Annotated in this window: 23 protein-coding genes and 1 pseudogene; 19 read left to right on the top strand and 5 right to left on the bottom strand. The window is 68.5% G+C overall.

Translation table 11 applies throughout. The features are described 5' to 3' along the window. The first annotated feature begins 21 nt into the window (after positions 1 to 21). The 6 genes and pseudogenes from KEC56_RS09710 to KEC56_RS14115 form a co-directional block, all read left to right on the top strand. Entirely contained in the window at positions 22 to 516 is a 495-nt protein-coding gene (locus tag KEC56_RS09710) for a tetratricopeptide repeat protein (RefSeq protein WP_175988627.1), read from the top strand. Between the two features lie 82 nt (positions 517 to 598). After that, positions 599 to 1,195 (top strand): ATP-dependent Clp protease proteolytic subunit, encoded by a 597-nt coding sequence (locus tag KEC56_RS09715; RefSeq protein ID WP_175988629.1) that lies wholly within the window; start codon positions 599 to 601, stop codon positions 1,193 to 1,195. A gap of 19 nt (positions 1,196 to 1,214) precedes the next feature. Beyond that, positions 1,215 to 1,856 carry an ATP-dependent Clp protease proteolytic subunit gene (locus KEC56_RS09720; protein ID WP_227530803.1) on the top strand — a complete coding sequence of 214 codons (642 nt, stop codon included), beginning with the start codon at positions 1,215 to 1,217 and terminating at the stop codon, positions 1,854 to 1,856. A 77-nt stretch (positions 1,857 to 1,933) separates the two neighbouring features. Then, the gene (gene deoC, locus KEC56_RS09725) at positions 1,934 to 2,596 is read left to right on the top strand and encodes a deoxyribose-phosphate aldolase (RefSeq protein WP_227530804.1); all 663 of its coding nucleotides are present in this window, start codon (positions 1,934 to 1,936) and stop codon (positions 2,594 to 2,596) included. A 95-nt stretch (positions 2,597 to 2,691) separates the two neighbouring features. Next, positions 2,692 to 3,960 (top strand): ATP-dependent Clp protease ATP-binding subunit ClpX, encoded by a 1,269-nt coding sequence (gene clpX / locus KEC56_RS09730; RefSeq protein ID WP_175988635.1) that lies wholly within the window; start codon positions 2,692 to 2,694, stop codon positions 3,958 to 3,960. Continuing rightward, positions 3,960 to 4,331: pseudogene (locus tag KEC56_RS14115) on the top strand (NUDIX hydrolase); the annotation flags it as partial. The gene clpX and the pseudogene KEC56_RS14115, both read left to right, overlap by 1 nt. 121 nt (positions 4,332 to 4,452) lie before the next feature. Here KEC56_RS14115 and KEC56_RS09740 read toward each other — a convergent pair. Further along, on the bottom strand, positions 4,453 to 6,501 hold the full coding sequence (locus KEC56_RS09740; RefSeq protein WP_227530805.1) for a M3 family metallopeptidase: 2,049 nt from the start codon (positions 6,499 to 6,501) through the stop codon (positions 4,453 to 4,455). Between the two features lie 79 nt (positions 6,502 to 6,580). On the opposite strand from KEC56_RS09740, the gene KEC56_RS09745 reads away from it, so the two are divergent. Both KEC56_RS09745 and KEC56_RS09750 read left to right on the top strand, forming a co-directional pair. Next, on the top strand, positions 6,581 to 7,216 hold the full coding sequence (locus tag KEC56_RS09745; protein WP_227530806.1) for an ArsR/SmtB family transcription factor: 636 nt from the start codon (positions 6,581 to 6,583) through the stop codon (positions 7,214 to 7,216). Continuing rightward, positions 7,213 to 7,446, top strand: coding sequence for a hypothetical protein (locus KEC56_RS09750; RefSeq protein ID WP_175988643.1), 234 nt, complete (start codon positions 7,213 to 7,215; stop codon positions 7,444 to 7,446). The genes KEC56_RS09745 and KEC56_RS09750 overlap by 4 nt, the downstream gene beginning before the upstream one ends. A 6-nt stretch (positions 7,447 to 7,452) precedes the next feature. Here the strand turns inward: KEC56_RS09750 and KEC56_RS09755 are convergent, their stop codons facing one another. Together KEC56_RS09755 and valS are read right to left on the bottom strand one after the other, a co-directional pair. Continuing rightward, positions 7,453 to 7,686: a hypothetical protein gene (locus KEC56_RS09755; protein ID WP_175988645.1), complete on the bottom strand. Its 234-nt coding sequence runs from the start codon at positions 7,684 to 7,686 to the stop codon at positions 7,453 to 7,455. Beyond that, the gene (valS, locus tag KEC56_RS09760; RefSeq protein ID WP_227530807.1) at positions 7,686 to 10,262 is read right to left on the bottom strand and encodes a valine--tRNA ligase; all 2,577 of its coding nucleotides are present in this window, start codon (positions 10,260 to 10,262) and stop codon (positions 7,686 to 7,688) included. The genes KEC56_RS09755 and valS overlap by 1 nt, the downstream gene beginning before the upstream one ends. A gap of 171 nt (positions 10,263 to 10,433) precedes the next feature. Between valS and KEC56_RS09765 the strand changes: the two genes are divergently transcribed. Genes KEC56_RS09765 through KEC56_RS09780 form a run of 4 tightly spaced genes read left to right on the top strand, consistent with a single transcriptional unit; the run spans position 10,434 to position 15,397 of the window. Beyond that, entirely contained in the window at positions 10,434 to 12,065 is a 1,632-nt protein-coding gene (locus KEC56_RS09765) for an ABC transporter substrate-binding protein (RefSeq protein WP_227530808.1), read from the top strand. A gap of 7 nt (positions 12,066 to 12,072) precedes the next feature. Continuing rightward, on the top strand, positions 12,073 to 13,089 hold the full coding sequence (locus KEC56_RS09770; RefSeq protein ID WP_227530809.1) for an ABC transporter permease: 1,017 nt from the start codon (positions 12,073 to 12,075) through the stop codon (positions 13,087 to 13,089). Then, on the top strand, positions 13,086 to 13,898 hold the full coding sequence (locus tag KEC56_RS09775; protein WP_227530810.1) for an ABC transporter permease: 813 nt from the start codon (positions 13,086 to 13,088) through the stop codon (positions 13,896 to 13,898). The genes KEC56_RS09770 and KEC56_RS09775 overlap by 4 nt, the downstream gene beginning before the upstream one ends. Next, a complete protein-coding gene (locus tag KEC56_RS09780; protein WP_227530811.1) occupies positions 13,895 to 15,397 on the top strand; it encodes a dipeptide ABC transporter ATP-binding protein in 1,503 nt (500 codons plus the stop codon). Before KEC56_RS09775 ends, KEC56_RS09780 begins: the two co-directional genes overlap by 4 nt. Positions 15,398 to 15,483: 86 nt before the next feature. Here KEC56_RS09780 and KEC56_RS09785 read toward each other — a convergent pair whose 3' ends face one another. Further along, positions 15,484 to 16,134: a pentapeptide repeat-containing protein gene (locus KEC56_RS09785; RefSeq protein WP_227530812.1), complete on the bottom strand. Its 651-nt coding sequence runs from the start codon at positions 16,132 to 16,134 to the stop codon at positions 15,484 to 15,486. Between the two features lie 39 nt (positions 16,135 to 16,173). Here KEC56_RS09785 and KEC56_RS09790 point away from each other — a divergent pair, with 39 nt between their 5' ends. The 7 genes from KEC56_RS09790 to ndk all read left to right on the top strand — a co-directional run bounded on the left by KEC56_RS09790 (position 16,174) and on the right by ndk (position 23,905). Continuing rightward, positions 16,174 to 16,323 (top strand): ribbon-helix-helix domain-containing protein, encoded by a 150-nt coding sequence (locus KEC56_RS09790; protein WP_175988657.1) that lies wholly within the window; start codon positions 16,174 to 16,176, stop codon positions 16,321 to 16,323. Between the two features lie 5 nt (positions 16,324 to 16,328). Beyond that, entirely contained in the window at positions 16,329 to 17,015 is a 687-nt protein-coding gene (locus tag KEC56_RS09795; RefSeq protein WP_227530813.1) for a VOC family protein, read from the top strand. Positions 17,016 to 17,336: 321 nt separating this feature from the next. After that, positions 17,337 to 18,059: an endonuclease domain-containing protein gene (locus KEC56_RS09800; protein WP_227530814.1), complete on the top strand. Its 723-nt coding sequence runs from the start codon at positions 17,337 to 17,339 to the stop codon at positions 18,057 to 18,059. 319 nt (positions 18,060 to 18,378) lie between these two features. Further along, positions 18,379 to 21,729 (top strand): isoleucine--tRNA ligase, encoded by a 3,351-nt coding sequence (gene ileS / locus KEC56_RS09805; RefSeq protein WP_227530815.1) that lies wholly within the window; start codon positions 18,379 to 18,381, stop codon positions 21,727 to 21,729. Further along, entirely contained in the window at positions 21,722 to 23,074 is a 1,353-nt protein-coding gene (locus tag KEC56_RS09810) for a bifunctional folylpolyglutamate synthase/dihydrofolate synthase (RefSeq protein WP_227530816.1), read from the top strand. Before ileS ends, KEC56_RS09810 begins: the two co-directional genes overlap by 8 nt. Further along, positions 23,071 to 23,487: a DUF4233 domain-containing protein gene (locus tag KEC56_RS09815; RefSeq protein ID WP_227530817.1), complete on the top strand. Its 417-nt coding sequence runs from the start codon at positions 23,071 to 23,073 to the stop codon at positions 23,485 to 23,487. Before KEC56_RS09810 ends, KEC56_RS09815 begins: the two co-directional genes overlap by 4 nt. A gap of 1 nt (position 23,488) precedes the next feature. Beyond that, positions 23,489 to 23,905, top strand: coding sequence for a nucleoside-diphosphate kinase (gene ndk / locus KEC56_RS09820; protein WP_175988669.1), 417 nt, complete (start codon positions 23,489 to 23,491; stop codon positions 23,903 to 23,905). 55 nt (positions 23,906 to 23,960) lie between these two features. Here ndk and KEC56_RS09825 read toward each other — a convergent pair whose 3' ends face one another. Continuing rightward, positions 23,961 to 24,572: a vitamin K epoxide reductase family protein gene (locus KEC56_RS09825; protein WP_175988671.1), complete on the bottom strand. Its 612-nt coding sequence runs from the start codon at positions 24,570 to 24,572 to the stop codon at positions 23,961 to 23,963. Between the last annotated feature and the right edge of the window lie 115 nt (positions 24,573 to 24,687).

Raw genomic sequence — 24,687 nt, forward strand, 5'->3', positions numbered from 1 at the left:
CTTTCGCATACGAGGAGGACCATGACGACCTGGGAAGAGCGCATCGACGAGGTGTGGGCGGCCGCGGCGAACGAGTTGGTCGACGACGAGGTCATCGCCCGCATCGATGCCCTCGCCGCGGAACGCGGCCAGGGCGATGCGCGCGCCGAATTCGAGCGCGCGGGTGCGCGGGACTCGGCCGGTCGGCCGCTCGAGGCGATACCGCTGTACCGCCGGGCGCTGAAGCTCGGACTGGATGCCGAGCACGAGCCGCAGGCGATCATCCAGCTCGCGAGCTCGCTGCGCAATGTCGGCGAGACCGATGAGGCGCTCGCCCTCCTCGAGCGCGCGAACGCCGACGCGCCGGAGTCGCCCTACCGCGACGCCGTCGCCGCATTCCATGCGCTCGCACTGGCGAGTTCCGGTGCGCCCTACCGTGCGCTCTCCGTGGCCCTGCTCGCGCTCGTGCCGCACCTGCCGCGCTACCACCGCTCCCTGACGGCGTACGCGCACGAGATCGCCGAGCGCGACACCTGATATGCCGACGGCGAACACGGCCTGGGCGCCGCGTCGCCGCCGGTAGATTCGAATCACCGAATACGGAAAACAGGAGCGTGAAATGGCTGCAGAACCCCTGGTCGCGACAAGTGTCTTCGACAGGCTGCTGAAGGATCGCATCATCTGGCTGGGCTCAGAGGTGCGGGACGAGAACGCCAATGAGATCTGCGCGAAGATCCTTCTTCTCGCCGCAGAGGACTCAGAGAAGGACATCTACCTTTACGTCAACTCACCCGGTGGCTCGATCACCGCGGGTATGGCGATCTACGACACCATGCAGTTCGTGCCGAACGACATCGTCACCGTCGGCATCGGCATGGCGGCATCCATGGGTCAGCTGCTGCTGACCGCCGGCACGAAGGGCAAGCGGTACATCACACCGAACGCCCGCGTGCTGCTGCACCAGCCGCACGGCGGCTTCGGCGGAACCTCGAGCGACATCCAGACACAGGCGCAGCTGATCGTGTCGATGAAGAACCGCCTCGCCGAGATCACGGCGGCGCAGACCGGCAAGTCCGTCGAGCAGATCAACGAGGACGGCGACCGCGACCGCTGGTTCACCGCCGAGGAGGCCCTCGAGTACGGCTTCGTCGACCACATCCGCGAGTCGGCCACCGATGTCATCGGCGGCGGCGGCACGGCGGACTCGGCTGAGTAACGGATTCGAGAGGACACCCATGTACACCCCCACTTTCCAGTCCGCAGGCAACCTGCCCTCCAGCCGCTACGTGCTTCCCCAGTTCGAGGAGCGCACCGCATACGGTTTCAAGCGTCAGGACCCGTACAACAAGCTGTTCGAGGACCGTGTGATCTTCCTCGGCGTGCAGGTCGACGACGCGTCGGCCGATGACGTCATGGCGCAGCTGCTCGTCCTCGAGAGCCAGGACGCCGAGCGCGACATCACGATGTACATCAACTCGCCCGGTGGCTCGTTCACGGCCATGACGGCGATCTACGACACGATGCAGTACGTCGCGCCGCAGATCCAGACCGTCGTGCTCGGTCAGGCGGCATCCGCGGCATCCGTGCTGCTCGCCGCCGGCGCACCAGGCAAGCGCCTCGCGCTCCCCAACGCCCGCGTGCTCATGCACCAGCCGGCGATGGGCGAGGCAGGTCACGGCCAGGCATCCGACATCGAGATCCAGGCCGCCGAGATCCTGCGCATGCGCACCTGGCTCGAGGAGACCATGGCCAAGCACACCGGAAAGCCGGTCGAGCAGATCAACAAGGACATCGACCGCGACAAGATCCTCTCGGCGCAGGAAGCGCTCGAGTACGGAGTCGTCGACCAGGTGCTGACCACGCGCAAGCGCGCGTAGTCTGGGAGTGCAGCGGGCCGCCGGTCTTCGGGCCGGCGGCCCGCTGCGTTGTATCGTCCGATCTCGAAGGAGAATCCATGACCGCCGATCTCGCGCGCTACTGCGACCACACGCTGCTCAAGCCCGAGGCCACCGACGCCGATGTCCAGGCGGCGATAGCCGAAGCCGCGCAGCTGGGCGCGTACAGCGTGTGCCTGCCCCCATCGACGTTGCCGGTGACAGTGCCGAACACGCTCAAGCTCGCTGTCGTTGTGGGCTTCCCCAGCGGTAAGCATCACTCGCAGATCAAGGCGGCCGAGGCGGCACTGGCGGTCTCGCAGGGCGCCGACGAGTTGGACATGGTCATCGACATCGGTGCCGCGACGGCGGGCGAATACGACCGCGTCGAGGCCGACATCCGTGCCGTACGCGACGCCGCTCCCGCTCCGACCGTGCTCAAGGTCATCATCGAGTCCGCAGCGCTGAGCGATGAGGCGATCGTCGCCGTGTGCCGCGCCGCAGAAGCCGCCGGTGCCGACTTCGTCAAGACGTCCACCGGGTTCCATCCCGCTGGGGGCGCCACGGTGTCGGCCGTCGAGCTGATGAGGGCGACAGTGGGCGACAGGCTCGAGGTGAAGGCTTCGGGAGGCATCCGCACGCGAGCCGCAGCGGAGGCGATGATCGCGGCTGGGGCGACGCGCTTGGGCGTGTCGAGCACCCGGGCTGTCGTCGAGGACGCCGAGACGGCAGGCGACTACTGACGCGTCGCGACGGTGGTATCGCGTCGATCCACCGCAGTGTCGTAGGGAGAGGTTAGGCTCGAAGTTGTCTCTCAGACACTCCAAGGAGGATGCGCATGGCCAGAATCGGTGAAAGCGCGGACCTGTTCAAGTGCTCTTTCTGCGGCAAGAGCCAGAAGCAGGTGCAGCAGCTGATCGCCGGCCCGGGTGTGTACATCTGCGATGAGTGCGTGGAGCTGTGCAACGAGATCATCGAGGAGCGCATGGCGGAGTCCTCCGCCGAGGGCGTCGCCGACTTCGAGCTGCCCAAGCCACGGGAGATCTACGCGTTCCTCGAGGAATACGTGGTCGGTCAGGAGCAGGCCAAGCGCTCGCTGTCTGTCGCCGTCTACAACCACTACAAGCGTGTCCGCGCGCACGGCACGCTGCAGCTGGCCGAGCAGAAGGCTGAAGAGGTCGAGATCGCCAAGAGCAACATCTTGATGATCGGTCCTACCGGCTGCGGCAAGACCTACCTCGCCCAGACGCTGGCCAAGCGCCTGAACGTGCCGTTCGCCGTCGCCGACGCCACGGCCCTGACCGAGGCCGGCTACGTGGGCGAGGACGTCGAGAACATCCTCCTCAAGCTCATCCAGGCCGCCGACTACGACGTCAAGCGCGCCGAGCAGGGCATCATCTACATCGACGAGATCGACAAGATCGCCCGCAAGTCCGAGAACCCGTCGATTACCCGCGACGTCTCGGGCGAGGGCGTGCAGCAGGCGCTGCTGAAGATCATCGAGGGCACGGTCGCCTCGGTTCCGCCGCAGGGGGGTCGCAAGCATCCGCACCAGGAGTTCCTGCAGATCGACACGTCGAACGTGCTGTTCATCGTCGCGGGCGCCTTCGCCGGCCTCGAAGACATCGTGTCCTCGCGCGTCGGCAAGCACGGCGTCGGCTTCGGCGCGCCGCTGCACGACAGGTCGAAGGACCTCGATCTGTTCAGCGAGGTGCTGCCCGAAGACCTGCACAAGTTCGGCCTGATCCCCGAGTTCATCGGGCGCCTGCCGGTTGTGGCATCCGTCACGCCGCTCGACCAGGATGCGCTGATCGATATCCTCACGGGTCCGCGCAACGCGCTCGTCAAGCAGTATCAGCGCATGTTCGAGCTCGACGGTGTCGAACTCGACTTCGACGAAGACGCGCTTCGGTCGATCGCCGACCTCGCCGTCGAGCGCAAGACGGGTGCTCGCGGCCTCCGCGCGATCCTTGAGGACGTGCTCGGCCCGATCATGTTCGAGATCCCGTCGGCGGACGACGTCAAGAAGGTTGTCGTCACGCGCGCTTCAGTCGAAGAGGGAGAACCGCCGACGGTTGTGATGGAGCGCAAGCGCAAGAGCGCCTGATGTCGGAGGTCCGCCCCTGGCGGGTCGTGGACTCCGACACCGTCGTCGCGGACCGCTGGATCCGGCTTCGGGCTGACACCTGCGTGGATGCTTCAGGGCAGACGATCGCGCCCTACTACGTGCTGGAACCTGCGGAGTGGATCTCCGTCCTCGCACTGAATCCCGAGGGCGAGGCGATCGTCGTCGAGGAGTACCGCCACGGCGCGGGCATCGTCGCGCTCGGGACGATCGGCGGAGCCGTCGAATCCGGAGAGAGCCCCCTGGATGCCGCGGCGAGGGAGTTCCGCGAGGAGACAGGGTACGAGGCGCGCGAGCTCGTCGACCTCGGTGCGACCTGGGCGAACTTCGGAAACCACACCAACCGCGTGCACCACTTCCTCGCACGGGACTGCGTGCGCGTCGCGCCCACACTTCGCAGAAAGACACGAATCTCGCAGAGACTCGTGGAATCGCTGCGAGATTCGTGCGTTTCTGCGAAGTTCGTGCGGCGGCTCAGCCGAGGCCGCGGCGCTTCAGCAGCGGGGCGATCTCGGCGTCCCGGCCGCGGAAGTCGCGGTACGCCTCGAGGGGGTCCTTCGAGCCGCCGACGCCCAGCAGCCGTGCGCGGAAGCGGTCGCCGTTCTCGCGTGTCAGTCCGCCGTTCTCGCGGAACCACTCCACCGTGTCGGCGTCGAGCACCTCGCTCCAGATGTACGAGTAATAGCCGGCGCTGTACCCGCCCGAGAACACATGCGCGAAATACGTCGACGAGTAACGGGTCGGCACGGCGGGGTTGTCCAGCCCGATCTCGGCGAGCGCCTCGGCTTCGAACGCGGCGACGTCGGTCACGGTGTCCGAGGCTCCCAGCCGGTGCCAGGCCTGATCCAGCCACGCGGCCGCGAGGTATTCGCTCGTGTCGTGGCCCTGGTTGAAGGTCTCCGTGGCGCGCAGGCGTTCCACGATCGCGGCATCCAGGGGCTCGCCGGTCTCGAAGTGGCGGGCGTAGTTGTCGAGAACCTCGGCCCAGAGGATCCACATCTCGTTGACCTGGCTGGGGAACTCCACGAAGTCGCGGAACACGTTCGTCCCGGCGAAGTGCGGGTAGTTCACGGTCGCGAACAGCCCGTGAAGGGCGTGCCCGAACTCGTGGAACAGGGTCGTGACCTCGTCCAGCGTCAGGAGGGTCGGCTCGCCGTCGCCGGGCTGAGCCACGTTGAGGTTGTTCACGACGACCGGTGCCGTTCCCCTCAGCGCGGACTGGCTGACGATCGGGTTCATCCACGCGCCGCCCCGCTTGGCGTCGCGCGTGTAGAGGTCGAGGACGTACAGGCCGAGCGCCGAACCGCCCGGGTTGAACACCTCGAAGACGCGCGCGCCGGGGTGATAGGCCACCAGATCCGAACGCTCGGCGAACGTCACGCCGTACAGCTGCGTCGCGGCGAAGAACACGCCGTGCTGCAGCACGCGCTCGGCCTCGAACCACGGGCGCAGCGCCGCTGTGTCGATGTCGTACTGCGCCGCCCGCACCTTCTCGGTGTAGAACGCCCAGTCGTGCGCCTCGATGGCGAACCGCTCGGCCTCGGTCTCGTCGATGATCGCCTGCAGGGCCGCCTGCTCGGCACGGGCATTGGATGCTGCGGCTGGCGCGAGCCGCTTCAGGAGGTCGGCGACGGCATCCGGGCTCCCTGCCGTCTCATCGGCCGTCACGTACGCGGCGTGGGAGTCGTAACCGAGCAGCGCCGCCCGCTCCGCACGGAGCGCCGCGATCTCGGTGAGGACGGTGCGATTGTCGTTCGCGGTGCCGCGTGCGGCGCGCGAACGCGACGCCTCCATGATCCGCCGGCGGCTCTCGCGGTTGGTGAGCGACGCCAGGTACGGATGCCCGGTGAACAGCGGCAGCGTGATGAGGAAGCCGCTGTCATGGCCGCGATCGGTCGCCGCGCGTGCTGCGGCCGACAGTTCGCCCGCCGCGAGTCCATCGAGCTCGTCCGCGGTCTCGAAGTGGACCGCGAGGTCGTTCGTGTCTGCCAGCAGGTTCTTCTCGAACGTGGTCGTCAGCGTGGAGATCTTCTGGTTCAGGGCAGTCAGGCGAGCCTTGGCGTCGTCGTCGAGCCCGGCGCCGGCGTGCGTCATCTCACGGAAGTGCCGCTCGACGAGATACCGGCTCTCGGCGTCGAGGCCGAGGGCGTCGAGCTGGTCATGCAGTGTCTTGACGCGCCAGTACAGCTGGGCATCCAGCCGGATCGCATCCTCGTGCGCGGCCATGAGAGGTGCGAGCTGCTCGTCGATCTCCTGGATCTCGGTCGTGGCATCCGCCGAGCTGACCGTGTAGAACGCGTGCGCGACGCGTTCGAGCATCGCCCCGGCCTGCTCGAGCGGAACCATCGTGTTCCCGAAGGTCGGCATCGAGCGCACGCGCGTGATCGCGGCGATCTCCGCCCGGTGCTCATCGAAGGCGGCACGGAATGCCGGAAGGTAGTGCTCGGGGCGTATCGCGGCGTAGTCGGGAAGCGCGTAGGGGAGGGCAGAAGGCGTCAGGAGCGGGTTCGCTGCGTCGGTCATCCGACGAGCCTATGTCCATGACGCCGCCGTCCGCAAAGAAGTGGTTGCAAAGAAACATTTGCAATGATATCTTTGCATTATGATCGAGAACGAGAAGGCTCCCGCCGCGAAGGAACGCCGTGTTCTGGATGCCGGAGCACTCCGCGCCCTGTCGCACCCCCTGCGCGTGCGGATCTTCGATCTTCTCGCCAGCGAGGGGCCGCAGACGGCCAGCACGCTCGCTGACATCCTCGGCGAGTCCTCCGGTGCCACCAGCTACCACCTCCGAGCACTCGCGCGTCACGATCTCATCCGCGAGGTCGAGGGGGAGCGCTCCGGGCGCGAGCGGTGGTGGGAACGGCCTGAGGGCGGGGTCGTCTACGACTCCCGCGCCGTGGAGGGATCTCCCGCGGGCGAAGCCGCGCTCCAGGTCGTCATGACCGAGACGATGCGGCGTCGCAACGACGAGCTCATGGACTACCTCGGCCGCGGCATCAACAAGGAGACGCCGGAATGGGTCGATGCGAGCTCGTCGATGACGAGCGGCATCCCGATGACGGCGGCTCAGACGACCGAGCTCGTGAAGAAGCTCGAGGCCATCATCGACCAAGCATCCGCGACGTACCGCGGGCAGAAGGGCGAGGGCGTCCGGCGCGTGAGCGTGCGCGCCGATGTCTTCCCGCTCACCGATCGCACCAACACCGATCGCACCAACACCGAGGAGTCGGCATCATGAGCGCAGTCGCCATCACCCGAACCGTCGCACTGCCGCGCGGCGCGTCCGCTCTCGAACGAGGAACGATCCGCGTCGCCGACGCCGTCACGCGCTGGGCGACCGCTCGCGCGGAGCGCCGACAGGAGCGCCACGAGGCGATGCTCGCCGCGATCCAGGCCGAGCAGACCACCAAGGCGGACCCGCGTGCCGCCGACCGGATGCTGGCGCAGATGGGCCTGTCGGGCCGCTGAGCGTCCTCAGTCCTGGAACGGTCGGGCGATGACCTCGCCGGATGCCGTGAGCAGGACTTCCCACCCGGCGTCCAGCTCGGCGATCGGACGCCCCTCGAGCCAGGTCAGCGTCCACCAGGGGGTCGGTCCCTGAGCCTGTCGAAGGCCCTGCGCCTCGACCTCGGCGATCGCGGGCAGCAGCGCGGCGGGGACGGATGCCGGAGCATCCGCTCCCGCCGCCCACCGCGTGCCGAGCTGCATCAGCTCTGCTCCACGGGGGCCAGCACGATCTCGGTGACGGCGAGCTCGGAGCCCTCCACGATCTCGAGCTCGACGATGCGGCCGACGGCGCTGAGGTCGCCTGCGGCGGCCCGCAGGGCCTCGAGCGAATCGGCAGGAGCCGTGATGACGGCGCGCGAGACCGGCGTCTTCTGCGATGCCTTCGCCTCGGTCTTGGCGCGGCGGATGCCGATGAGTGCGGCGCTGGCGGACGAGAGCACCGACGCATCGCCGCCGGCGAGTTCGCCTGCGGTCGGCCAGGCGGCGGTGTGCACCGAGCCCTCCTCGAACCAGCTCCATGCCTCCTCGGTCGCGAACGACACGACAGGGGCCAGCAGGCGCAGCAGCGTCGAGAGGGCAATCCGCAGCGCGAGTGCCGCAGAGGGCTGACCGACATCCGTCTGGTCGTACGCGCGTTCCTTGACAAGCTCGAGGTAGTCGTCGCAGAACGTCCAGAAGAACGACTCGGTGACCTCGAGCGCCCGCGCGTGATCGAAAGCGTCGAACGCCTTCGTCGCCTCGGCCACGACCTCGTCCAGGGCGGCGAGCATCGAGGCGTCCAGGGCGTGCGTCACCTGGGCGCCGGCGGGCACGGGGAACGACAGCACGAACTTGGCCGCGTTGAGGATCTTGATCGCCAGGCGGCGTCCGATCTTCATCTGTGTCGGGTTCTGCGGGTCGAACGCAGCATCCACGCCGAGGCGGCTGGATGCGGCCCAGTAGCGCACGGCATCCGAGCCGTGCTTCTCGAGGATGTCGGCCGGGGTGACGACGTTGCCCTTGGACTTCGACATCTTCTTGCGGTCGGGGTCGACGATGAAGCCCGAGATCGAGGCGTGCTTCCACGGCGAACGCCGGTCTTCGAGCGTCGAGCGCAGCATGGTCGAGAACAGCCAGGTGCGGATGATGTCCTGCCCCTGCGGGCGCACATCGAACGGCGCCACGAGGTTCCACAGCTCCTCATCCCGCTGCCAGCCGCCGGCCAGCTGCGGGGTCAGCGACGACGTCGCCCAGGTATCGAGGATGTCGATCTCGGCCTCGAAGCCGCCCGCGACGCCGCGCTGGTCCTCGGTGTAGCCGGTGGGAACGTCGACGGTCGGGTCGATGGGCAGCTGCTCAGCGGATGCGACGAGCACGCGGCCGTAGTCGCGCTCGCCGTTCTCGTCGAGGCCGTACCAGACCGGGATGGGTACGCCGAAGAAGCGCTGACGCGACACGAGCCAGTCGCCGGTGAGGCCGCCGACCCAGTTCTCGTAGCGGACGCGCATGAAGTCGGGGTGCCACTCCAGCTGCTTGCCGTGGGCGAGCAGCTGCTCGCGCAGCTCGCCGTCGCGGGCGCCGTTGCGGATGTACCACTGGCGCGTGGACACGATCTCGAGCGGGCGGTCGCCCTTCTCGAAGAACTTCACGGCGTGGTTGAAGGGCTTGGACACCTCCAGCAGCTCGCCGGTCTCCTCCAGCAGCTCCACCACGCGCTTCTTGGCGCTGAAGACGGTCTTGCCGGCGAGCTCCGCGTATGCGGCCTTTCCGGCATCCGACTCGATGGCGTCGGGCGCATCGGCCACCACGCGGCCGTCGAGACCCAGGATCGTGCGGATCGGCAGGTCGAGCTCGCGCCACCACACCATGTCGGTCACATCGCCGAAGGTGCAGACCATGGCGATGCCGGACCCCTTGTCCTGCTGCGCCAGGTGATGCGCGAGCACGGGAACCTCGACGTCGAACAGCGGCGTGCGCACGGTGGATCCGAAGTACGGCTGGTAGCGCTCGTCATCGGGGTGCGCGACGAGGGCCACGCAGGCCGCGAGCAGTTCGGGGCGGGTGGTCTCGATGTGGATGTCGCCCGATCCGTCGGTCTTGTGGAAGGCGAGGCGGTGGTACGCGGCCTGCTGGTCGCGATCCTCGAGTTCGGCCTGGGCGATCGCGGAGCGGAAGTCGACGTCCCACAGGGTGGGAGCGAGCGCCTGGTACGCCTCGCCGCGCTCATGGTTGCGGATGAATCCGAGCTGGCTCTGGCGGATCGTCTCATCCGAGATGGTGCGGTACGTCTGCGTCCAGTCGACGCTCAGGCCGAGCTGACGGAACACGTCCTCGAACTGCTTCTCGTCCTCGACCGTGAGCTTCTCGCACAGCTCGATGAAGTTGCGGCGGCTCACCGGCTGCTGGTCGGCGGCCTTCAGGCTCTTCGCATTGCCCTCGAACGGCGGGGTGAAGTCCGGCTCGTAGGGGAGGGTCACATCGACCCGCACGCCGTAGTAGTTCTGCACGCGGCGCTCGGTGGGAAGGCCGTTGTCGTCCCAGCCGATCGGGTAGAAGACGCTCTTTCCGCGCATGCGCTCGTAGCGGGCCTTGATGTCGGTGTGCGTGTACGAGAACACATGGCCGATGTGCAGAGACCCGGATGCCGTGGGCGGAGGCGTGTCGATCGAGTAGACCCCTTCGCGGCCCAGCTCGGCGGCGCGCAGGCGATCGAACAGGTAGGTGCCCTGCTCGGCCCAGACGCCGTCCCACTTCGTTTCGAGACCTTCGAGTGCGGGCTTGTCGGGGATCGATGACATGAGGGTCTCCTTGAGCGATGTATGCGGCACGGTGTGTACGTGCCTGAGTGTGTGGGTTGTGGGGACCAGTCTAACGAAGCGGGCGCGTGGAGGAGACTCCCGGTAGATCGACCCCGTCCAAAAACCACCGATAGACTGGACCCACCCCCTTCACCCTTCCTGAGGACTCGCATGCCCACTTCGCTCGTGCGTCGCATTCTGCCCGTCACCGCCCTCGTGGCGGCATCCGCTCTGCTGCTCAGCGCCTGCGCCGGAACGTCGGGCGGTTCCGGCGACACGAGCGCGGGCGACGTGAACGGCGAGGTCGTCTGGGCCATCGAGGGCGCGAACCTCGCTGCCGGTCACATGGACCCGCAGACCAGCCAGCTCGACGTCTCGGGAATGGTGCAGCGCGCCGTCCTCGACTCACTGGTCTACCAGGAGGCCGACGGATCGTTCTCGCCGTGGCTCGCGGAGGACTGGCAGGTCTCCGACGACAGCACGACCTACACGTTCGAGCTGCGCGACGATGTCACCTTCCACGACGGCGAGCCCTTCGACGCTGCGGCCGTCAAGGCGAACTTCGATCGCATCGTCGACCCCAAGACCGCCTCGGCGCAGGCCTCCAGCATGCTCGGCGCCGACTTCTACGAGGGCACGACCGTCAAGGACGACTACACCGTCGAGGTGAAGTTCAGCCAGCCGTACTCGCCCTTCCTGCAGGCCGCGAGCACGGCGCTCCTCGGCTTCTACTCGCCCAAGGTGCTCGCCGAGTCGGCCGATCAGCTGAAGGCCGGCGGGCCCGGCGTCACGGTCGGCACCGGACCGTTCGAGCTCACCGAGTACACGCCCGACCAGGAGATCGTCTACACCCGCAACCCCGACTACGCCTGGGGTCCTGACGGTGCCGGGCCGGCGAAGTTCGAGACGCTGCGGGTCGAGATCCTGCCCGAGGCCTCCGTTCGGGCCGGCGTAGTCTCCAGCGGCGAGGCCGATCTCGCCAGCAACATCCCGCCGAACCTCGCGGTCGATCTGCCGGACACGCTCACGGTCGACTCGGTCGAGTACCCGGGCCTGCCGTACTCGCTGTACCTGAACGAGAAGTACGGCGTGTTCGCCGACGAGAAGGTGCGGCAGGCGTTCGCCCGCGGCATCGACATCGACGCCGCCGTCGAAGAGATCTACTTCGGCCAGTTCCCGCGTGCGTGGAGCATCCTCGGATCGACCACGCCCGGCTACGACGCGTCGCTCGAGGGCACCTGGCCGTTCGATCAGGATGCCGCGAACTCTCTGCTCGACGAGGCAGGCTGGACCGACCGCGACAGCGACGGCATCCGCATGAAGGACGGCAAGCGTCTCTCGGCGCGGTGGATCGCCTGGACCCCTGTGCCCGACGACAAGGCGGCACTGGGCAACGCGATCCAGTCGGACCTCGCGCAGATAGGCTTCGAGGTCAAGCGCGAGGTGCTCGAGCCCGGCGCCTACAACGAGCAGTACGGTCCGAAGACGTTCGACCTGACCGACTGGGGCTTCTCGGGCGTCGACGGCGACCTCCTGCGCAGCCACCTGCACACCGACGGCTTCCAGAATGCATCGCAGGTGTCCGACCCCGAGATCGACGAGCTGCTCGAGCAGGGCATCGCCACGAGCGACGTCGACGCCCGCGCGGACATCTACGCGCAGCTGCAGCAGTGGAACGCCGAGTACACCGCGATCGTGCCGCTGTACAGCCCGTCGCTGATCACGGCGTACAACGACACCGTCGACGGCCTCCAGTACGACCTGTACGGCCGCCCCCTGTTCTACGGGGTCACGGTCGGCTGATCCGGTCGTGAAACCGCTCCTCGTCCGGATCGCGCAGATCGCGGCATCCGTCATCGTCGTCCTGTGGGGCGCGGCGACGCTGGCGTTCCTCGCGTTCCGGGTGATCCCCGGCGACCCGGTCTCGGTCATGCTCGGGCCGCAGGCGCAGGTGAGCGAGGCGGTCAAGGACGGCATCCGCGCCGAGCTCGGGCTCGACCGGCCGCCGCTCGAGCAGTACGTCGCGTACCTCGGGCAGCTCGTTCGCGGTGACCTCGGCGAGTCCTACCAGCTGCGGATGCCGGTTGCCGAGGTCATCGGCCGGCAGCTCGGGGCGACCCTCCAGCTGACCGCGCTCGCGCTGGTGATAGCCGTCGTGCTCGCGCTCGCCGGCGCGCTCTTCGTGCGTGGCAGAGCCGCACGCGGGGTGGTCGCGGGGATCGAGCTCGTCGTGCTCTCGTCGCCGGTGTTCTGGATCGGCATCCTGCTGCTGACGGTCTTCGCGTTCGGGCTGGGCTGGTTCCCGGTTTCCGGCACCCGCAACCCCGCGACGATCGTGCTGCCCGCAGTCACGCTCGCCCTGCCGGTCTCAGCGCTGCTCGGGCAGGTGCTGCGCGACGGGATCGAGGCCGCCGAGCGGCAGCCCTTCGCAACGACCGTGCGCGCCAGAGGCGCAGGTCACGTCCGGCTGACCGCGCACCACACGCTGCGGCACGGTGCGGCCGGCGCCCTCACGCTCACGGCGTACCTCGTCGGGTCTCTGCTCGGTGGAGCCGTGCTCGTCGAGACGGTGTTCGCCCGGCCGGGACTCGGACGCGTGACGCTGGCCGCGATCACCGACCGGGATCTGCCGGTGATCAGCGGCATCATCCTGTTCAGCGCGCTCGTCTTCGTCGTCGTGAACGTCGTCGTCGAGCTGCTGCATCCGCTGCTCGACCCGCGTCAACGGCAGGCGTCTCGCGGCGCGGCCGGGCACGGCGCTGCCGGGCAGGGTATCGCCGGCCAGGGCGCGGTCGGTCAGGGCGCGGTCGGTCAGGTGCGCCGATGAGCGCCGCGCGCCGCGTGCTGCTCGGGGCGGCCCTGGCTGTGCTCGCGATCATCGCCGCGATGGCGCTTGTCCCCGGCCTCATCGCACCGGCCGACCCACTGCAGACCGACGTGCGGGCCGCACTCGAGGCGCCGAGTGCCGCGCACTGGTTCGGGACCGACCAGAGCGGGCGCGACGTGTTCTCGCGCGTCGTGCACGGGGCCGGCCGGTCGGTCGGCATCGGCCTGCTCGCGACGGCTCTCGCGCTCGTCGCGGGTCTCGTGCTCGGCGCGCTGTCCGGCATTGCGCCGCGCGGGGTGGATGCCGCGGCCATGCGCGTCAACGACGTGCTCATGGCGTTCCCCGAATTCCTCGTCGCGCTCGTCGTCGTCGCCGTGCTCGGCCCCGGACCCGTCAACGTCGCGATCGCGGTCACGCTCGCCGCCGTGCCCGTGTACGTCCGCCTCGCGCGCGTGCAGACGCGGACGCTGGTGCTCGCGGAGCACGTCGAGGCGGCGCGCATCCTCGGCGTGCCCAGGGCACGGGCGTTCACCCGGCATGTGGCGCCCGGGGTGCTCGGCACCCTCAGCGTGCTCGCGACCATCGGCATCGGTTCGAGCATCCTCGCCGTCGCCGGGCTCAGCTTCCTGGGCCTCGGACCGACCGAGCCCGTGCCGGAGTGGGGTCTCATGCTCGCCGGCGGGCGGAACACGCTCGGCACGGCGTGGTGGATCGCGGTGTTCCCCGGGCTCGCCATCACGCTCACGGTCGTCTCGGCGACCGTCGTCGGCCGCACGCTGCGGGCACGTCTCGAGGGGAGGGTCGCGTGAACGCGCTGGTGGTCCAGGACCTGTCGGTCGCGATCGGGCGGCGCGTGCTCGTCGACGGCGTCTCGTTCTCGGTGTCGCCGGGGGAGTGCGTGGCGATCGTCGGCGAGTCCGGTGCGGGGAAATCTCTCACGGCTTCGGCGCTCCTCGGGCTCGCGCCGGGCCGCGTGACGGCATCCGTCCTCGACGTCGACGGGGTCGATGTGCGGCGGCTGTCGGAATCGCAGTGGCGGGAGGTGCGCGGCGCGCGGATCGCCCTCGTCTCGCAGGACGCGCTCGTCTCGCTCGATCCGCTCCGGCGGATCGGTGCGGAGGTCGCCGAGCCCCTCGCGATCCACACGCGTCTGTCGCGCGCCGAGCGGCGGGAGCGGGTGATCGACCTGCTCGAGTCCGTCGCGATGCCTGCACCGGAGCAGCGCGCGCGGCAGTACCCGCACGAGCTCTCCGGCGGCCTGCGTCAGCGGGCGCTGATCGCGTCGGCGCTCGCCGGGGACCCGGCCGTCCTCGTCGCGGACGAGCCGACGACGGCACTGGATGCCACCGTGCAGGCGCGTGTGCTCGCTCTGCTGCGTGAGATCGCAGATGCCGGCACCGCGGTCGTCCTCATCAGTCATGACTTCGCGGCCGTCCGCCGGGTCGCCGACCGGGTGCTCGTGATGCGCGGCGGGCGCGTGATCGAGCAGGGCGCGGTGGCGGAGGTCCTGGATGCCCCGGCCGAGGAGTACACGCGATCGCTCATCGCTGCCACGGATCATGCGCCGCGCTCGGACCGCTTCGGGCCCTTCGACAGGCTCAGGGACCGAGATGCCGTGCTCACGGCCATCGGCGTGTCCAGGTCGTTCGCGGGTGTGCCGGCCGTCGCGGATGCGTCCTTCACGCTGCTCGAGGGTCAGACGCTCGGGATCGTGGGGGAGTCGGGGTCGGGGAAGACGACGCTCGCGCGCATGATCGTCGGTGTGGAGAGACCGGACGCGGGCGACCTGCGCTGGAGCGGGGAGCACCGCGTCCAGCTCGTGCACCAGAACCCGCTGGGGGCGTTCGATCCCCGGTGGACGATCGGGCGATCACTGCGTGAGGCGCTCGCCGCGGGAGGGGTTCACCGATCCCAGCGTTCCGCGCGGGTGGTCGAGCTCATGGCGGAGGTCGATCTCGCGCCGGAGCTCGCGAAGCGGCGCCCTGCCCGGTTGTCGGGCGGGCAGCGGCAGCGGGCGGCGATCGCTCGGGCGCTCGCTGCGGAACCGGACGTGCTCGTGCTCGACGAACCCGTCTCGGCGCTCGACCCCTCCGTGCGCGAGAAGGTGCTGCAGCTTCTGGCGCGACTGCAGCGAGACCGGGGACTGACCATGATCTTCGTCTCGCACGATCTGGATGTCGTCGCCGCCGTGTCGGACGACGTGCTCGTGATGCAGCACGGGGCGATCGTCGAGCAGGGGCCGGTGGCTGCGGTGTTCGCCGCTCCCCAGCATCCGTTCACCCAGGAGCTGATCGCGGCCGGCAGGTAGGAGCAGTCGCTGCAGCGTTTCGGGTCGTTGAGCGGAGGGCGGAGCCACGAAACGGGTTGAGCGAGCGGAGAGAGCCGAAGCCTTGCCTAGTCCCGCACCTGAATCCCGACCCCTGCGGCGAACACGGGGGCGAGCTGCTGAACCTGGAACGTCGTGAGCGTCGTGCCGCGCAGGCTGTTCGCGTCCGTGAAGGCGATGGCGTCGAGTCCGCGGAGGTCCACATCCGTCGCGCGCAGGCCGCGCGGGTCGACCTCGTCACTGCGGCAGTCGTCGAACGCCACGCGGGTGAGTTCGGCCTGGGGCATGTCGAGTGTGCGGATCATGCTGGCGGAGATCAGAACGTCCGCGGCCTTCGCCCCGCCGAGATTCAGGTAGTCGATGCGGACGTCCCGGAGCTCGAGCTCGTCGATGCGCGCGCCGCTGAGATCGAGGGTGCCGATGCGCCCGCCGGTGATGCGCAGCCGGCGGACGCTCGCGTTGCGCAAGGGAGCGGATGCCGCGCGCACGTCGCGCATGTCGACGTCGAGGAGTGTGGCACCGGTGAGGTCGAGGGTTTCGACGTCGCCGGTGAGCACGCACTGCTCGAGCGAGGAGTGGGCGAGATCTGCGCTGCCTGCGAGGTCGAGCCGCGCCGCGATGAGCTCCGCCCCGCGGCGAGGCTCGGCGTCGTCGAGGTCGTCCGGCAGATCGGGCGGCGAGACGCGTGGGGCGACAGGGGAGTCCGTGGTGCGGGCCATGTCTTGAGGTTATCGTGCCGTCGTTGCTATATTGCTAGCATGCAAGCAAGTGAACCGAAGAAGGCGCAGTTCAACGTGTATCTGCCCGCCGATCTCATACGCGAGGTGAAGCACCAGGCGATCGACGAGGGTACGAGCCTGTCCGCACTCGTCGAGGCGGCATTGCGCGCATACCTGAGGGAGAAATGATGACCGTGGTTCAGCAGATCCTGTACACCGAGCAGCCGCAGCGGTGGTGGGCGCTCGCCGAGGCGCTCGGATTCGTCGCGCCGTATCCGCCTGCGCCGGAATGGGGTGAGTTCCACGCCGACGGCATCCTGGCCGTGCATGGTGCGACAGATGACCACCGGCCCGGCACGGTCGACATCCACCTCATCGTCGAGAGTCTGGATGCCGCGGCGACTGCCCTCTCCTCCTTCGACGTCGAGCAGACCGTCATGGAGGGCGTCGGGAAGATGCTCGTGGTGCGTGCCGCCTCCGGCGTCCGGATCTCAGTGTCCGAGGGCGCCGCACAGAGCGGAGCCGGGAGCATCGCCGTGCAGCCGATCTGGTTTCAAGAGGACCTCGACGAGTCGCGGGTGATCCTCGAAGCGCTCGGCTTCCGCGCGGGGATCGCGTCGGACCGCGCGGGATGGGTCGAGATGATCGGTGCCGGCGGTTCTGTGGGACTGCACGCGGGAGAGCCGCGGATCGGGCTGTCGTTCGAGGCGCGCGGAGACCTCGATGCACTGGCCTCGCGGCTGCGGGATGCCGGATTCGGAGCATCCGTCGTCGACGAGGCGTTCGCGCGCACGATCCGCATCCCCGACCCCGACGGCGGCGAGGAGATCTGGATCAACGGAGTCCTGGACGATCTGCACGGCTACCACCGGGAGTCCTGACCCGCGCCGGAATCTCGCAGAACGACAGGAATCTCGCACGAATCAGGCCGAGGGCTACGAGATTCCCGTCGTTCTGCGAAGGTGCGCCGACCGGGGCCTTGTTCTGCACCGCATCGGAATATGCGCCGCTGTGCACGGAACGTGTACGCGGCGGCCAGATGGACCCGCGGTCGATGTCACGCTCGGAGCATGCACTCGAGGTCAGATGAGCCCGTCAGCCTGTGCGTCGCGGATCTCGGCGGCATCGCGCGGGTTGCTTCATTGCACGAACGGGGTTATCGACGTGCGGAGCTCGAGAAGGCGCTGCGCGACGGGACCCTCGTGCGGATCCGGCAGGGGTGGGTAGCGATTCCGGATGCATCGCCTCAGCTAGTTTCTGCGGCCAAGCGCGGCGTCGTGCTCACCTGTGTCACCGCGGCTCGGCGGCTCGGCATCTGGGTGCATGAGCAGGACCCCGGCGTGCACGTCGGCGCAACGCCGGGAAGTGCCGGGGGAAAACCCCAGAGTCTGCGTGTGTACTGGGCGAAGCCGCTCGTTCCGAGGCATCCCGATGCGCTGGTCGACCCCATCGAGAACGTGCTGGCCATCGTGGCCGAGTGCACACCGTTCGAGCAGGCGCTGGGGACGTGGGAGTCAGCACTGAACAAGGAGCTGGTCACGCTCGACGCGCTGAGTAACCTGCCGCTGCGACCCGCCGCACGGAATCTCCTCGCCGAGGCTCAGCCGTTCGCGGACGCCGGTCTGGAAACCTATCTGCGGCCCCGGCTCCGGTGGCTCCGCATTCGGCTGGTCATCCAGACCTGGATCGCCGGTCACCGGGTCGACGCCCTCCTGGGCGACCGGCTCGTGCTGCAGATCGACGGCAAACACCATGTCGGGGCGCAACGCAGCGAGGACATCCGCCACGACGCCGAAATCCGGCTCATGGGGTACCACGTCATTCGCATCAGTTATCAGCAGATGATGTTCGAGTGGCCTCAGGTGCAGGACCTGATCATGCGCGCGGTAGCGTGCGGGCTGCATCTCGCGAATCGTCGTGCCTGATCGAGCGTGCCAGTGCTCGCAGAACAGCACTTCCTTCGCAGAGAATCCGAGAATTCCTGCGAGATGAGTGGTTTTCTGCGAAGTTCCTGCGGCGGCGGATGCCGCGTACAATGGACGCATCAGCTTTGATCCGGCCATCACCGGGGAGCTCTCGGAAGAACAGCCGCATGGCCCAGTAGAACCGAGCGGGGCAGGCCCGTCATCGCCGCAGTGAGAGTGGCAGCGCCGTGAGGCGCGGCACGCGAGGTGGTACCGCGGTCCGTGTGAGAACAGGATCGTCCTCGCAAGCAGCATCCGCCCACGACACTGCGAGCCAGATATGACCTACCCCCGCACCTCAGCCTTCGGCCCCGCCGCCGTCGCCGCATCCCCGCGCTTCCCCGAGATCGAGAAGGACGTCCTGGAGTTCTGGAAGCAGGACGACACGTTCCGGGCATCCATCGCGCAGCGCGACGGCGCGGACGAGTGGGTCTTCTACGACGGCCCGCCCTTCGCCAACGGCCTCCCTCACTACGGCCACCTGCTCACCGGCTACGCCAAGGACCTCTTCCCGCGCTTCCAGACCATGCGCGGCAAGAAGGTCGACCGCGTCTTCGGATGGGACACGCACGGTCTTCCTGCCGAACTCGAGGCGATGAAGCAGCTCGGCCTCACCGAGAAGAGCGAGATCGAGGAGATGGGCATCGGCGTCTTCAACGCCAAAGCCCGTGACTCGGTGCTCGCGTACACCGAGGAGTGGAAGGAGTACGTCACCCGCCAGGCGCGCTGGGTGGACTTCGACCGCGGCTACAAGACGCTGGACCTCGGCTACATGGAGAGCGTCCTGTGGGCGTTCAAGCAGCTCTACGACAAGGGCCTGGCGTACGAGGGCTACCGCGTGCTGCCTTACTGCTGGCGCGACGAGACGCCGCTGTCCAATCACGAATTGCGCATGGACGACGACGTCTACCAGGACCGTCAGGATCCGTCTGTCACCGTCACCTTCCCGCTCACCGGCGCCAAGGCGGAGTCGCTCGGCCTCACCGCCGTCCGCGCGCTCGCCTGGACCACCACGCCGTGGACCCTGCCCACCAACCTCGCCCTCGTCGTCGGCCCCGACATCGAGTACGTCGTGCTGCCCGCCGGCCCGAACGGCGCGGCGGACATCGTCCCCGGCGACGACCCCGCCGAGAGCGATGCGCACCGCTACCTGATCGCCCGCGACCTCCTCGGCGGCTACGCCAAGGACCTCGGCTACGAGTCGGCTGACGACGCACTGGCCGCCGTCGAGGCATCCCATCGCGGTGCCGACCTCGCAGACGTCCACTACGACCGTCTGTTCGACTACTACGCGGATGCCGAGACCTGGGGCACCGAGAACGCCTGGCGCATCCTCGTCGACGACTACGTCACCACCACCGACGGCACCGGGATCGTCCACCAGGCCCCGGCATACGGTGAGGACGACCAGCGCGTGACGACCGCCGCCGGCATGCCCACGATCCTCTCCCTCGACGACGGTGGCAAGTTCCTCTACAGCGTCCCGGACGTCGCGGGGATGCTGTGGATGGACGCGAACCGTCCGCTCATCCGCCTCCTCAAGGAGAACGGGCGGATGCTGCGCGAGCAGAGCTACGTCCACTCCTACCCGCACTGCTGGCGCTGCCGGAACCCCCTGATCTACAAGGCGGTCTCGAGCTGGTTCATCCGCGTCACCGACATCAAGGACAAGATGCTCGCGAACAACGAGCAGATCACCTGGGTGCCCGAGAACGTCAAGCACGGCCAGTTCGGCAAGTGGGTCGAGGGATCGCGCGACTGGTCGATCAGCCGCAACCGGTACTGGGGCTCGCCCATCCCGATCTGGAAGAGCGACGACCCCGACTACCCGCGGATCGACGCGTACGGGTCGCTCGAGGAGCTCGAGCGCGACTTCGGCGCGTTGCCCCGCAACCCCGAGGGCGAGGTCGACCTGCATCGGCCGTACATCGACGACCTGACCCGCCCCAACCCCGATGACCCCACGGGCAAGAGCACCATGCGCCGCATCGAGGACGTCTTCGACGTCTGGTTCGACTCCGGGTCGATGCCGTACGCGCAGGTGCACTACCCGTTCGAGAACCAGGAGTGGTTCGACTCGCACTCACCGGCGGACTTCATCGTCGAGTACATCGGGCAGACCCGCGGCTGGTTCTACGTCATGCACGTGCTCTCGACCGCGCTGTTCGACCGCCCGGCGTTCACCGGCGTCAGCTGCCACGGCATCGTGCTCGGCAACGACGGCTACAAGATGTCGAAGTCGCTGCGCAACTACCCGGACGTCTCCGAGGTCTTCGACCGCGACGGCTCCGACGCCATGCGCTGGTTCCTCATGTCGAGCTCGGTGCTGCGCGGCGGCAACCTCTCGGTCACCGAGGAGGGCATCCGCGCCGGCGTCCGCGAATTCCTCCTGCCGTTGTGGAGCTCGTGGTACTTCTTCGCGACCTACGCGAACGCCTCCGGCGACGAAGGGTACGAAGCCACGTGGCGCACCGACTCCACGGACGTGCTCGACCGCTACATCCTGTCGCGCCTGGGAGAGCTCGTCCGCGACGTCGCGACGGACCTCGACGGACTCGACTCGACCACGGCATCCGCACGCCTGCGCGACTTCGCCGAGGTGCTGACGAACTGGTACATCCGCCGGTCGCGCGACCGCTTCTGGGTCGGCGCCGAGGGCGGAACCGACGCGTTCGACACGCTCTACACCGTGCTCGAGACGCTCACCCGGGTCGCAGCGCCTCTCGTGCCGCTGATCAGCGAGCGCATCTGGCAGGGACTCACCGGCGGGCGCAGCGTGCACCTGACCGATTGGCCGGATGCCGACGCGTTCCCGGCAGCGGACGACATCCGCGATGCGATGGATGCCGTGCGCGAGCTGTCCAGCGTCGGCAACGCGCTGCGCAAGAAGGAGAAGCTGCGCGTTCGCCTGCCGCTCGCGCGATTCACCGTGGTGTCGCCGGTCGCGGACCAGCTGGCCCAGTTCGAGGACATCCTGCGCGATGAGCTCAACGTGAAGTCCGTCGAGCTCGTGCAGCTCACCGACACGACGGCCGCCGAGTACGGCATCAGCCACCGCTTGAGCGTCAACGCCCGCGCCGCGGGTCCGCGTCTGGGCAAGCAGGTGCAGCACGTGATCGCCGGTGCGCGTGCCGGCGTCTGGGAGGAGCAGGACGGCGTGGTGGTCGTCGACGGCATCGCGCTCGAGCCGCAGGAGTACGAGCTCGTGCTCGAGACGGCAGGTCGCCCGGAAGGCGAGGCCCTGGCTCTCGTGCCCGGTGGCGGATTCGTGCTGCTCGACACCCGGACCACGGCCGAGCTCGAGGCGGAGGGCATGGCCCGAGACGCCATTCGCGTCGTGCAGGAGGCACGCAAGAACGCCGACCTCGACGTCAGCGACCGCATCGTCCTGGCTCTGAACGTCGCACCGGATGCGGCGCAGGCGCTGCAGGCGCACGCGGAGCTCATCGCGGCGGAGACACTCGCCGTGGCCATCGCGATCCAGGCGACGGACGACATGGAGGAGCTCGTCGCGAGCGTCACCAGCCCCGGTGACGGCGTGTTCTGCAGCGGCTCCACTGCCCTGGGGTCCGACAAGGCCCCGATCGTCGTCACGATCGACACGAACCTCGAAGGAGCCGCGAATGTCTGACCGCGACCGTGCAGACGCCGTCTACGAGGCGCTGATGACAAGGGCAGGGGAGCGCTGGGTGCAGCCGCGCAAGGAGCGCACCGAGCGCATTCTCGAGCTCCTCGACGACCCGCAGAAGACGTACCGCGTCGTGCACATCACCGGCACGAACGGCAAGACGTCGACCGCCCGCGTCATCGAGAGCCTGCTGCGCGCCCACGGGCTGCGCACGGGTCTGTTCACCAGCCCGCATCTTGAGCGGTTCACCGAACGGATCATGATCGACGGCGAGCCCATCGCGGATGCCGCGATCGCCGAGGCCTGGGACGAGATCGAACCGTTCATCGGGATCGTGGATGCCGAGCTCGAGGCCGCAGGCGACGCGCCGCTGACCTTCTTCGAGCTGCTCACGGTGCTCGCGTTCGTCGCGGCCTCGGATGCTCCGGTCGACGTGCTCGTGCTGGAGGTCGGCATGGGCGGCGAATGGGATTCCACGAACACGGCCGACGGCGACGTCGCGGTGTTCGCGCCCATAGCGATCGACCACGCCGATCGCCTCGGCGACACGATCGAGAAGATCGCGGGTGTCAAGGCCGGGATCATCAAGGAGGGCGCCGCCGTCGTCTCGGCGCAGCAGCCCGCTGAGGCCGCCGAGGTGCTGCGGCGGGTCGCCGCCGAGCGCAACGCGACGATCGCGTTCGAGGGCGACGAGTTCGGTCTCGCGGAGCAGAAGCTCGCGGTCGGCGGACAGCTGCTGACGGTCAAGGGCCTCGCCGGGCCCTACATCGAGGAGTATCTGCCTCTGTACGGCGCGCATCAGGGGCACAACGCCGCACTGGCGATCGCCGCCGTGGAGTCGCTGATCGGTGGCGGCACGCAGCCGATCGCCGGCGACATCATCACCGAGGGTCTGCAGGGCGCGACGTCCCCTGGCCGGCTGCAGCTGATCGGCATCGCACCGACCGTCGTCGTCGACGCCGCCCACAACCCGCACGGCGCAGCGGCGCTCGCCCAGTCGCTCGATGACAGCTTCGACTTCGACGAGTGGGGACTCGTCCTCGGCGTGCTCGCCGACAAGGACGCCGACGGAATCGTCGCGAAACTCGCCCCAGCGGCTGCGCACGTGTTCACCACGGCCCCCGAATCGGACCGCGCGAGCGACGCGGACGCCATCGCCGACCTCGTCGAGAACGCGGGCTTCCGCGCGACGGTGCATCCGTCTCTCGCGGATGCCGCCGACGCCGCCCGCGAGTGGGCCGCCTCATCCGACCGCCGCGCGGTCGTGATCGCCGGATCCGTCGTGCTCGCCGGTGAGGCGATCGCGCTGTCCGAGGAGGAGGACTGGAAATCGGGGTGGCGCGCGTGAGCGAAGCATCCGCACCCCGGCCCGCCCGGCCCCAGCGCACGCTCGTGCAGAAGCTCGCCCCGATCGTCCTCGGCTTCGAGGCGATCGTCGTGCTGCTCGCAGGCCTCACGATCTTCGGATTGAGGGCGCTGCCACCGGCCGTCCCGCAGTGGTGGGCGATCGTCGGTGCGGCGATCGTGGCCGTCGCCATGATCGCCGTCGCCGGCATGATCACCCGTTCCTGGGCGATTCCGGTCGGATGGGTTCTGCAGGCGATCGTCGCCCTGTCCGCGATCTTCGTTCCGGCGATCCTGCTCGTCACCCTCGTTTTCGGAGGGATGTGGGCATATGCGACGATCATGGGGGCCCGAATGGATGCACGACCTCCCTCAGGGGCCCCGACGACCACCGACCCTCACACAGAGAGCGACTGACATGGCCACCGAAGAAACCCTCGTCCTCGTCAAGCCCGACGGCGTCGCCCGCGGCCTGACCGGCAGCATCCTCGCCCGCATCGAGGCGAAGGGCTACGCGCTCGTCGACATCCGCCTCGTCGAGCCCGACCGCGACGTGCTCGCCGAGCACTACGCCGAGCACGAGGGCAAGCCGTTCTACGAGCCGCTGCTCGAGTTCATGATGTCGGGCCCGTCGGTGGCGATCCGCCTCGCCGGCAACCGCGTGATCGAGGGGTTCCGCTCGCTCGCCGGCACCACCGATCCCACCACCGCCGCTCCCGGAACGATCCGCGGCGACTTCGGTCGCGACTGGGGTCTCGCCGTGCAGCAGAACCTCGTGCACGGCTCGGACTCGCCGGAGTCCGCCGCGCGCGAGCTCGGCATCTGGTTCAGCTGACCCGAACAACGACAAACCCGCCGGTGCGTCATGCGACCGGCGGGTTTCGTCGTCCTCAGAACAGCAGGCGCGCGATCTCGCCGAGGAAGTCGATGCCCTTCAGCTGGGCCATCACGACGATGATCGCGTAGGCGACGATGGTCGCCAGCGGCACCCACGCCATCAGGCGCCCTGCGCGCTCTTGCACCTTCTCCGACGATGAGAAGGTGCCGTTGCGGAACAGATGCACGACGGTGGCGAAGAACGTGGGGATCGTCACGGCCCACGTGACCATGCACCACGGGCACAGTACGACGAGGTCGTAGATGCTCTGACCGATCAGCCAGCACACGAACCCGAAGGCGAACAGGATGCCGGCGCCGAACGTCGCCCAGAACCAGCGGGGGAAGCGCGCACCGGCGAGCACCGCGACGCCGACGACGATCGGCGCCATCCATCCGGTCAGGCCGAGAATCGGGTTCGGGAACCCGAACACCGAGCCCTGCCAGGATTCGAGGTTCTTGCCGCACTGGATGAAACTGCTCAGGTCGCAGCTGAGTGTGGCATCCGGATCGGCGAGCAGCACGAACTTCTCGACCGTGAGCTGGAACGCCGCCCACCAGCCGATGACACCGGCGATGATCAGCCAGACGGCGTAGAACACGGGGCGGGTGCGCTGCTCGCTCATATATGGATTATCCCAGTGACGGCTATGGATGGGGCGTGAGGCGGACCGGGAAAACCGCGGTTCGACGGCGGGATGCCACGAAGTGGCGCACATGGTGCGATAATGGCCTGTGATG

It is taken from the genome of Microbacterium tenebrionis, assembly GCF_020682665.1.
Classification (GTDB): Bacteria; Actinomycetota; Actinomycetes; order Actinomycetales; family Microbacteriaceae; genus Microbacterium; species Microbacterium tenebrionis.